11 protein-coding genes are annotated in these 9461 nt (G+C 67.4%); 5 read left to right on the forward strand and 6 right to left on the reverse strand.

What is annotated here, in order from left to right; translation table 11 throughout:
- Together VD972_RS23845 and VD972_RS23850 are read right to left on the reverse strand one after the other, a co-directional pair.
- Nucleotides 1-618: S8 family serine peptidase (locus tag VD972_RS23845; RefSeq protein ID WP_324990720.1), on the reverse strand; the 618-nt coding region annotated here is incomplete at its 3' end.
- 162 nt (nucleotides 619-780) lie between these two features.
- Nucleotides 781-1416: an alpha/beta hydrolase gene (locus tag VD972_RS23850; RefSeq protein WP_324990701.1), complete on the reverse strand. Its 636-nt coding sequence runs from the start codon at nucleotides 1414-1416 to the stop codon at nucleotides 781-783.
- A gap of 293 nt (nucleotides 1417-1709) precedes the next feature.
- Between VD972_RS23850 and VD972_RS23855 the strand changes: the two genes are divergently transcribed.
- The 3 genes from VD972_RS23855 (at nucleotide 1710) to VD972_RS23865 (ending at nucleotide 3728) form a co-directional block, all read left to right on the forward strand.
- The gene (locus tag VD972_RS23855) at nucleotides 1710-2132 is read left to right on the forward strand and encodes a hypothetical protein (RefSeq protein WP_324990703.1); all 423 of its coding nucleotides are present in this window, start codon (nucleotides 1710-1712) and stop codon (nucleotides 2130-2132) included.
- A gap of 101 nt (nucleotides 2133-2233) precedes the next feature.
- Nucleotides 2234-3199, forward strand: a complete 966-nt coding sequence (locus VD972_RS23860; RefSeq protein ID WP_324990705.1) for a hypothetical protein — start codon at nucleotides 2234-2236, stop codon at nucleotides 3197-3199.
- A gap of 88 nt (nucleotides 3200-3287) precedes the next feature.
- Nucleotides 3288-3728 carry a type III secretion system chaperone gene (locus VD972_RS23865; RefSeq protein ID WP_324990707.1) on the forward strand — a complete coding sequence of 147 codons (441 nt, stop codon included), beginning with the start codon at nucleotides 3288-3290 and terminating at the stop codon, nucleotides 3726-3728.
- 9 nt (nucleotides 3729-3737) lie between these two features.
- Here the strand turns inward: VD972_RS23865 and VD972_RS23870 are convergent, their stop codons facing one another.
- Genes VD972_RS23870 through VD972_RS23880 form a run of 3 tightly spaced genes read right to left on the reverse strand, consistent with a single transcriptional unit; the run spans nucleotide 3738 to nucleotide 6969 of the window.
- On the reverse strand, nucleotides 3738-4934 hold the full coding sequence (locus VD972_RS23870) for a class I SAM-dependent rRNA methyltransferase (RefSeq protein WP_324990709.1): 1197 nt from the start codon (nucleotides 4932-4934) through the stop codon (nucleotides 3738-3740).
- Nucleotides 4931-5794: an HAD-IIB family hydrolase gene (locus tag VD972_RS23875; RefSeq protein WP_324990711.1), complete on the reverse strand. Its 864-nt coding sequence runs from the start codon at nucleotides 5792-5794 to the stop codon at nucleotides 4931-4933. The genes VD972_RS23870 and VD972_RS23875 overlap by 4 nt, the downstream gene beginning before the upstream one ends.
- Nucleotides 5791-6969, reverse strand: a complete 1179-nt coding sequence (locus VD972_RS23880; RefSeq protein WP_324990712.1) for a hypothetical protein — start codon at nucleotides 6967-6969, stop codon at nucleotides 5791-5793. Before VD972_RS23880 ends, VD972_RS23875 begins: the two co-directional genes overlap by 4 nt.
- Nucleotides 6970-7065: 96 nt before the next feature.
- On the opposite strand from VD972_RS23880, the gene corA reads away from it, so the two are divergent.
- Entirely contained in the window at nucleotides 7066-8010 is a 945-nt protein-coding gene (gene corA / locus VD972_RS23885) for a magnesium/cobalt transporter CorA (protein WP_324990714.1), read from the forward strand.
- 16 nt (nucleotides 8011-8026) lie between these two features.
- Nucleotides 8027-8815 carry an alpha/beta hydrolase gene (locus tag VD972_RS23890; protein WP_324990716.1) on the forward strand — a complete coding sequence of 263 codons (789 nt, stop codon included), beginning with the start codon at nucleotides 8027-8029 and terminating at the stop codon, nucleotides 8813-8815.
- Here the strand turns inward: VD972_RS23890 and VD972_RS23895 are convergent, their stop codons facing one another.
- Nucleotides 8816-9268 (reverse strand): N,N-dimethylformamidase beta subunit family domain-containing protein, encoded by a 453-nt coding sequence (locus VD972_RS23895; RefSeq protein WP_324990718.1) that lies wholly within the window; start codon nucleotides 9266-9268, stop codon nucleotides 8816-8818.
- Nucleotides 9269-9461 lie beyond the last annotated feature (193 nt).

Raw genomic sequence — 9461 nt, forward strand, 5'->3', positions numbered from 1 at the left:
GGCGATCGTGCCCGCCACATGCGTGCCGTGCCCGTGGTCGTCATTGGCGTGCTCGTCGTCATTCACGAAGTCGTAGCCCTTCACGAACTTCGCGCCCTTCAGGTCCGGCACCTGCTTGAAGTCGTCGTAGTCCTCGTAGGCGATGCCGGTGTCCAGCACCGCCACCACCACGCCCTTGCCCTTGCTGCCGTCCCAGGCCTTGGGCATGTCGATCATCTGGAGGTTCCACTGCTTGCTGTACTCCGGATCGTTCGGCGTGAAGCTCGAGCGGAACGAGAGAAGGGGCTCGGCGGACTCGACGGCCGGGTGCTGACGGATGCGCTCCAGCGCGCTCTCCACGTCATCCACCCCCACTGCCACGGTGAGGCCGTCATCGGCGCTCTCGATCGAGTTGAACTCGACGTCCACGCCCCACTCGGCCTCCCAGGCGTCGAACTGCTCCTCGGAGGTGCCGTCCTTGAAGTCCACTACAATGCCGCCCGGCACCAGCTCGGCATCCGCCAGGTCCAGCGCCTGCGCGCTCGGCTCGATCGAGGTGGGTGCCTCGTCCCGGGATGAGCAGGCCGCGGTTGCTACCACCGCCAAGGCCACCACCGCGTTCGCCAGAATCCTTCGCATCATCGGCACTCCTCAGAAGACGGGGTACTCCCTCAACAGACCCCTACGAACGAGCGACGAGGCGATTGGGTCTGCCCTACAGTCTGTTCGACGAGAGGGCCGGCGGGCAAGCGCCGGAGTATTGAGAAACCTTAAGAAGTCTGACCGTTTGCGCTCCATCGGTTACTCGCCCGACAGCCGCTTGAGCCACCCGGCCACGAACCGCCCTACCTGGGGAAGATTCCTGTGGAAATTCGGGCCTGCGTCATCCACCACCTCCAGCTCTCCCCGCGCCGCCTCACCCACCGCTGCCGACAAGGCAGCCCGAGACATGCGCTTGTCCTCCTCGCCCACCACCACGAGCAGGGCGCGATCCAGCCGCACCAGTTCCTCCAGCGCCACGTCCGCGGGCGCCACCAGGCATACCCCGCCGACCGCGGGATGCCGGGCCTGCAGTGCCAGCGCCACCTGGGCTCCTCCGTGGAGCGAGGCCACCGCGAGGCTGGTGCTCTCGGCGTTCTCCAGCAGCACACGCATGGCGGCCTCGGCGTCCTGCACGAGCGCCTCACCCGTCCCGCGCGAGCCCTGACTCCCTCCGACGCCTCGGTAGTTGAAGCGGAGCGTGGGGAAGCCAGCGGTGGCCGCCGCCCATGCGAGCTCTGCCGCGATGACGTGGTCCATCCCTCCGCCTTCCTCGGGCCGAGGCGAGAGCACGAGCAAGGGTGGCCTCTTCACGCCCCGGTGCGCCGTCCCCTCCATCACCTCGTGGCCGACGGGGATGAGCGTGGGCCGCTCGAGGAATTGACCTTTGGTGACCATGCGCGATGACCTTAATCCTCGTGAGCCACAGCGGCTTGCCCCTCCGCAAGGCGCTCCCCCGAATGAATGTCTCGTGACGCTTCAGGGAGGGGTGACCTTGACCCGGGAACGTCCGTTCAGAAATATCGCCGTTCCTGATCGCGAAATGATCCAGGAATGATCCCGCTGTGCGAGTGGCAGGCGCCGAAAAGCCCCTCCGTGCATTGACGATCCGGGAGAGGCAATGCAGGGCCAGCCAGCCGCCATGTCTGCTAGGCTGCTCGATCACGCGTTCCCCGCCTGGAGATCCATTGATGATCCGTGAAGAAGCGCAGCGCCTGGCGCAGGCGTTCCTGGCAGCCACTGAGAACCCCAACAGTCCCGGCCTCAACCCCCAGGGCTTTGGCGGCGTCGCCATCGAAGGGGCCCAGCTCTATTTCGAGTGGCGCGACAAGGAGCAGGCCCTGGAGTGCAGCGCACTGATCCACAAGTTCCGCGACAACCCCAAGCCCGGCATCATCGAAGGCTTCCAGCAAGAGGAGAAGTCCGGCACGGACACCGGCGGCGGCACCGTGGACTACGAGCCGGAGAACAAGTCCCTCTTCCTGAGCCGCACGTACACCCAGGCGCCTCCCCATACGGCCTTCATCGAGGACATGAAGCGCCTGATGAAGGCCAGCCTCGTGTGGGGCGACGACGTCCTCGACCGCGTGGCCTCGCGCGTCTTCAAGCCTTAGCTCATGACGCACCGCGTCACGACGGAGTGGCAACTTTCCGGCGCCAGGTGCGATAATTCCCACCAAGAGCAGTAAACCCTCACGAATCTACGGAGTCCCGCATGAACCCTATCGAGCGTGGCCGAAATCTCATCAACCAGGTGCGCAATGGCGCCGAGAAGGCCATCGACAAGGTGGAGAACGCCGTCGCCAAGACTGTCGACAAGGTGCAGGACGTCGCGGTGGCGACGGGCAACAAGATCGGCAACGTGGTGGACGGCTTCGAGAACGCGGCCGTGGGCGGCGCCAAGGCCGTGCAGGGCTTCTTCGGCGGCGGCAACCAGCCGGACCGCGTGCATGACGGGCAGTTCGTGGGCGCTGGTGGGCAGACCTTCCCGCCTGGCACGCCGCTGAACGACATCCCCGGCGTCACCCCGAAGAACAACCCGAACCCGTCCTCGACGATCCTCTACGTCAACGGCATCAACACCACGAAGGATGGCCAGTTCGGCAGCCTCGAGTCGATCGCGGAGACGACGGGCTCGAAGGTGATCGGCATCCACAACGCCACCGAGGGCATGGGCGCGGACCTGGCCCAGTGCGTGAAGGACAAGCTGGACAAGGGCACCAACCCCGCCGTGGACACGCTGGCGGACACGCTCTACAACGAGCTGAAGGCGGGCCGGGACGTGCACGTGATGGCGCACAGCCAGGGTGGCCTGATCACCAGCCGCGCGCTCGGCGACGTCTACAACCGGCTGCGTGTGGAAGATGGGATGTCCAAGGCGGACGCGCAGAAGCTGATGAGCAACCTGCAGGTGGAGACCTTCGGCGCTGCGGCCACGACCTACCCGGACGGCCCGGAGTACGTGCACTACGTCAACCGCGGTGACCCGGTGCCCGGCGCCTTCGGCCTCGGCCCTCTCCCCGACAAGTGGAACCCGATCGCGGACGGCGGCAAGGGCTCCCAGGTGCACCACTTCAACGAGTTCCACCTCAACCCCATCGCCGCGCACGGCTTCGAGTCCGTGTACCTGAAGCACCGCGTGCCCTTCGATCAGGCTCGGGCGGGCAACTTCGGCAACTGAGATGGCGACTGCACCTCGAAGTGGACTGGCAGGCCTCCTGAAGTCCTGGGTGGCCGGCCTGGCACCTGCCTCGGCCTCTGGCGTTCCCATGACGCGGGAGGCCGCCCAGCGGCTGGTGCAGATCTTCGTCCGGCCCCACGGCTCCTTGCAGAGCCCGGGGCTGAACCAGGAGGGCTTTGGTGGCCTGGTGATGGGCGGGGCCCAGCTCTACTTCGAGTGGCATGAGGACACGAAGGCGCTGGAGTGCAGCGCCCTCGTGTACAAGTTCCATGAGCCGCCCAAGCCGGGCGTGCTCGAGACCTTCCAGGCCGAGGAGAAGGAAGGCACGGACACCGGCGGTGGCACCGTGGACTACGAGCCCGAGAACCGCGGGCTGTACCTCAGCCGGACCTATACGCAGGTGCCGGATGAGCGCGCCTTCACCAAGGACATGAAGCGGCTGATGAAGGCCAGCCTCAAGTGGGGCAAAGAGGTGCTGGACCGGGTGGCCTCGCGCGTCTTCCACCCCGAGGAGCTCGAGCAGCGCTGAGGCACAGCTTCACACTGCAACGAGCACGTAGAACTTGAGGTACTTCCCCTCGGGGAACTGCAGGCGGACCGGGTGGTCCGGCGGCTGGTAGCGCTCCTCCACCAGGGCCAGGTCCACCCCCGCCTTGAAGCCCGCCTCGCGCACCGCTCCCATGAAGTCATCCGGGGTGACGCGCGCCGAGCACGAGGCAGTGGCCAGCAACCCTCCGGGCCGCAGCAGCGCGAGCGCCTGCCGGTTGAGTGAGGCGTACCCATCGATCGCCGCCTCCACGGCCCGCTGGCTCTTCGCGAAGGCGGGCGGGTCCAGGATGATCAGATCGAACGTCCGGCCCTCGTCCTTGAAGGACTGGATGATCTTGAAGACGTCCGCGGCCAGGAAGTCGTGCTTCTCCGCCGGCAGCCCGTTGCGAGTGAAGTTCTCCCGGGCCAGCGCGATGGCGTCCGGATCCAGATCCACCGAGAAGACGCTCCGCGCTCCACCCAGTGCAGCGTTCACCGAGAAGCCCCCGCTGAAGCAGAAGCAGTTCAGCACGTCCCGGTCCTTCGCAAGCCTGCGGATGAGGAAGCGGTTCTCCCGCTGGTCCAGGAAGAAGCCCGTCTTCTGCCCACGCCAGGCGTCCACGAGGAAGGTGGCACCTCGCTCTCGGATGGGGATGAGCTCCGGCGCGGGAGGCCCATACAGCATCTTCCCAGAGCCCCGGCCCTCGTCCTCCTCCACGTCGTCCCGAGCCACCTCGTCCCGGCCGAGGATGCCCTTCAGATCCGGGAGCGCCGCCTTGAGCGCCTCCACGATGAGATGGCGATAGGGCGTGAGGCCCGCCGAGTACAGCTTCAGCACCACGTAGCCCGCGTAGAGATCCGCCACCACGCCCGGCAGGCCATCTCCCTCTCCGTGCAGGAGGCGGAAGCTGTCCGTGTCGGTGAGATCAATGAGCGCCCGCCGCTCGGACAGGGCCTGCTTCACCCGGCGGGCAATGAAGTCCGCGTCGATGGTCTCCCGCGGATCTCGCGTGAGCACCCGCACCGCGATCGCGGAGTGGGGATCGAAGTAGCCACGCGCGACGAACTTCCCGTTCTCGGTGAGGTCCACCACACTGCCGGCAGGGATCTTCGGCACCTGCTCCAGCGCCTTGCGGAACACCCATGGGTGGCCTGCGCGCAGGTGACGGCCCAGTCCACGGGCCAGCTCGAGCTTCACGACGTTCACGAGTCACTCCTGAAGAGCGGGCGGCGGCCGCGCTGGGCGAGGATGGCACGGGCCAGCTCCTCGAAGCCCCGCCCCTCGGCAGCCCGGGTGATGAAGGCTGGCGGCGCGTCGATTCTGTCCAGCACGCCGCGCACGTTGGCCACCCCCACGCTGAGGGCAAATGCCTGGAACATCGGGGCGTCATTGAAAGAATCCCCGGCATACACGGAGCGGCCGTCCTCTGGCATCAGCCGCTCACCCCATGCCTCCCGGGCAAAGCGTCGCGCCATTGAGAGCTTGTCGAAGCGTCCAAGCCAGCAGTTGACGTGCACCGAGGAGCGCACCGCCGTCACGCCCCGCGCCCGCAGCAGCGCCTCGATGCGGCCAGCCGCCGCGTCGCCGAGCCGGGCCTCCTCGTTGTAGTCGATGGCCAGATCCACCTCCGTGGAGGCGCTGTCCGAGGACAATCTGGCACCCGGCACCTTCCTCAGCACCCGGAGCACCTCTGAGCGCAGGCGCTTCCGGTTCGCGGCGCGCTCTGCCGGCGCCTCCGCATACACCCGGCGCAGCGCTCCGTTGGCCCCGCGGACGAAGCAGAGGCCGCCGTTCTCCACGATGACCCCCTCCACCGGGAGCGTGCGAGCCCAGGCCTCACCCCACCCCGCCGGGCGGCCACTGACGAGCACCAATCGCAGCCCCGCTTCGGACAGCTGCTCGAGCGCCCGAATCGTCTGGCTGCGCAGTTTGTGGCCTGTGGTGAGGGTGCCATCCACATCCGTGTAGACGCTCTCCACCCGCGAGAGTTCCGCCTCTCGCAGGGGCCGGGGACCCGGCGCTCGCCCGCTCGTCCGCTCCACACTGGAAGGAGGCAGCCGCCTCACGCCACCCCCAGGTTGGCCAGCAGCCCTTGCAGCTGCTCCAGAGTCGCCCGCAGCTCCGGGCCCGTCAGCGTGGCCAGCGGCGCCTTGCGCGCCTTGCGCAGGAAGGCGTCCATGTTCGACTCGCGCCCGTAGAGGGACTGCCCGATGGCGGCGGCCTCGGCCAGGAGGCGTGCGGACGTGGCCGGATCCGCGTCCACGAAGCCCATGGCCCGCTCGAGCCGCACCCCGCATGCGGCCCATACCTCGCGGTCATTGATGATGAGCACCTGCCGCTGATTCACCGCGGACAACGAGCGCACCAGGGCATCGACCTCCTCGACAGTGGCGAGCAGCTCGGCCTTCGGCGGAGTCGTCGTCGCGGCAAGGGGGCCTACCTTCCCGCGGAGCTCAATGATGCGCCGCTTGTCCTGCGCACGCAGGCCGCGGTAGGCGGCCGTCCGTCCAAAGGCGTCCAACTCGTTCTGGAACTGCTGGGCGTGCCCCTGTACATCCGCGGACCCGGCGTCGCTCACCTTCGCCAGCCGCGCGGCGATGATGCGCCCCAGATCGGACACGATGGCCCGCACAGTCATCGCCGCCTTCACCTCCACCTCGTAGCCCGGGACCACTTCCTTCCGGGACACGTCCGCGAAGGTGCTGATGGACGCGTAGACGAGGTTGCCGATGTACTCGCGGAAGGTGGACCGGAAGCGCTGGACCTCCGTCAGCAGCATCCACCGGTCGGACACCACGGAGGGGTTGCGCATGGCCTCGCCCAGCTGGGTGATCTGCTGGGCCATCTGGGTCATCGCCTCTTGCAGCGCGAGCGATGCATCCCGAGCCTTCCCCTGGAGCGGGCCCGCCTCTATCGCCCTGCTCACCGTGTCCGCGGTGCCTCCCAGCGGCTGCGCCGGAAACTGCTCACGGATGACGTTGAGCAGCGCGTTCACGTCCATCACCGTATCCCGGATGACGGGGGCCATCTCCTCCCACAGGGACAGGTCAGCCCCCGTCTCGGTGGAGTCGGTCTCGTACTTCACCAGGTCCATGTCGCTCAGCCGCGAGATGGCCTGCGCGGCGGCGCCATAGACCTTCCTGAGGCGGCCAGCAAAGGCCGGAGCCGGAAGTGACTGGAGGATCTGCTCGAGCCTCGGAGCGAGGGGAGCGGGTGGGGTTTCGGCGGACACGGGGGTCACTTTAGACCGATCCAGCGCCGACAGGTTCTCGACTTCTCACCCAGTTGGTTCTAGCACTCGCAGTCGCATCGCGACCCCAGTGTCGGGAGTGGCATCATGAAGATACAGGTCTGTGTCCAGCACGAAGGCCGTTCCTCCTGCGGCGGCGAGGAGCTGCTCGATCAACCCGGCTCCAAGTGGATCGACGTGCTCGCTCCCACCGAGGAAGGGCTGATGCGGCTCGCGGAGCGCTTCGGCCTCCACCGGCTGGCCGTCGAGGACTGCCTCCACCTGGACCAGCGCCCCAAGCTGGAGGAGTACCCCAACCACCAGTTCATCGTCCTCCAGGGCTTCACCGCCGGGAAGGACATCTGTGACCTCACCCTACACGAGCACCACTTCTTCCTCGGTCCGGACTGGCTCATCAGCGTCCACGAGTTCCCCTTTGACGCGCACGACGAGGTGCGCCGTCGCGTGGAGAACGATCCGCGGGCGACGATCGAGCGGGGAGTGGACTTCATCCTCTACCTGCTGGCGGACACGCTGATCGATCGACAGTTCCCCATCATGGACTCCTTCAGTGAGGAGCTGGAGGACCTGGAGGTGGCCATCTTCGAGCAGGCGGACAAGCAGCAGCTCCAGCGCATCTTCGAGCTGAAACGGATGCTGGTGACGTTCCGGCGCGTGCTCTCGCCGCAGCGGGACGTGGTGGGACTGATGGCCCGGCGGGGCATCCCCCATGTCCAGGAGCGCACCACCCTGTACTTCCGAGACGTCTACGATCACCTCGTCCGGCTGTACGAGCAGATCGACGCTGGGCGCGATCTGCTGGGCAACGCGATGGACGGCTACCTGTCCATGGTGGCCAACAAGACGAACGACATCACCAAGCAGCTCACCATCTTCGCGACGATCTTCCTGCCGCTGTCGTTCATCGTGGGGTTCTTCGGACAGAACTTCGACGCGCTCTCCGGTACCGTCTTCTATTACGCCATGTGGACAATGATCGTGGCGTTCCCCATCACGCTCGTCTTCTGGTTCAAGCACAAGAAGTGGATCTGAGCTCTCCGGAGGCCTCGTGTTGACCGTGACCGTCGATGGCATCCCCCTGCACTACCAGGACGTGGGCCAGGGGCTGCCCGTGCTCCTGCTCCACGCCTTCCCACTGAACAGCTCAGCGTTTGACAAACAGGTGCGGGCCCTGTCGAGCCGTTACCGCTTCCTGCTTCCGGATCACCGGGGCTTCGGCCAGAGCAAGCTGGGCGAGGGGCCCACGGACATGTCGCGGATCGCACGGGATGCGCTGGCGCTGCTGGATATGCTGAAGATCGACTCGGCGGTGGTAGGGGGCGTGTCCATGGGCGGATACGCCGCCATGGCGCTGCTGCGCGAGGATGCGGGGCGCGTGCGAGGGCTGGTGCTGGTGGACACCCAGGCCACCGCGGACGACGAGGCGGGCCGGGCGCGGCGGGAGACGTCGGCCCAGGAGGCCTTGGAGCAGGGCGTGGAGCCTCTGGTGCAGACGCTGCTGCCCAAACTGGTGGCCGCAGGATCGGACTCCCCGGTGGGCCGCGAGCTCGCTGCGCTCATGCGGGGGGCAGCGCCCGAGGCGGTGGCAGCGGCTCAGCGAGGCATGGCCCTGCGGCCAGACAGCAAGGACATCCTCGCGCGCTTCGCGGGCCCGGCGCTGGTGGTCGTCGGTGAGCACGATGTCGTGACACCGGTGGAGAAGGCGAAACAGCTGGCCGCGCTCATCTCCGGAGCCCGGCTGGAGATCATCCCAGGAGCGGGGCACCTTCCGAACCAGGAGCAGCCGGAGCGCTTCAACGAGGTGCTCGACCGCTTCCTGGCCTCCATCCCCGGTTGATCAGGAGCGAGGCCCCGCAGCCTGAGGAGCCTTCACCACGATCGACGTGAAGCTCCTGAGCCCATCCGCGCGCGTCACCTTCACCAGGTAGAGGCCGGGCGCCCAGTCCCGGGCAATCTCGAAGGAGAACGTCTGGCGCTCGTTGCACGGAGCCCGCGAGCACCGAGTCAGCGTGGAGACCGTGTAGGGCCCCCCACTCCACACCTTGAGGGCGCCCGTGCCTCCATAGACGCCCAGCCGGAAGACCTCGGCACGAACCATGGAGCCTTCGCGGGCAGAGACCTTCACGGAGATCTGCTCTCCGGCCAGCGCGGCTTGAGCGGAGGGCGCCACCTGCAGCTCACCGGGGCTGGCAGGCTGTCCCTTGCGCCAGGTGGGGTCTCCCTGCTGGCGCGCGGCAACAGAGCGAGCCTTGGACGCAGGCGCGCTGGCCGGCTGTACCTGGAGCCGCACCGCCTCCCTGTTCTGCTCATGACGGGAGCGAGCATCCCCTGCCCCCCCGCCAGCCCACAGCCATGCCATGGCCCCCAACACCCACGCCCCCGACCCGATCATGCCCACCCCCGACAATCCGGGAAAAGGTAGGCACACGCCCTCCACCTGCCAACCGCAAGGCAGAGGCGTCCTGGCTGCGCGAGGAGGTGGG

Source organism: Hyalangium sp., from assembly GCF_035629615.1.
Taxonomy (GTDB): domain Bacteria; phylum Myxococcota; class Myxococcia; order Myxococcales; family Myxococcaceae; genus Hyalangium.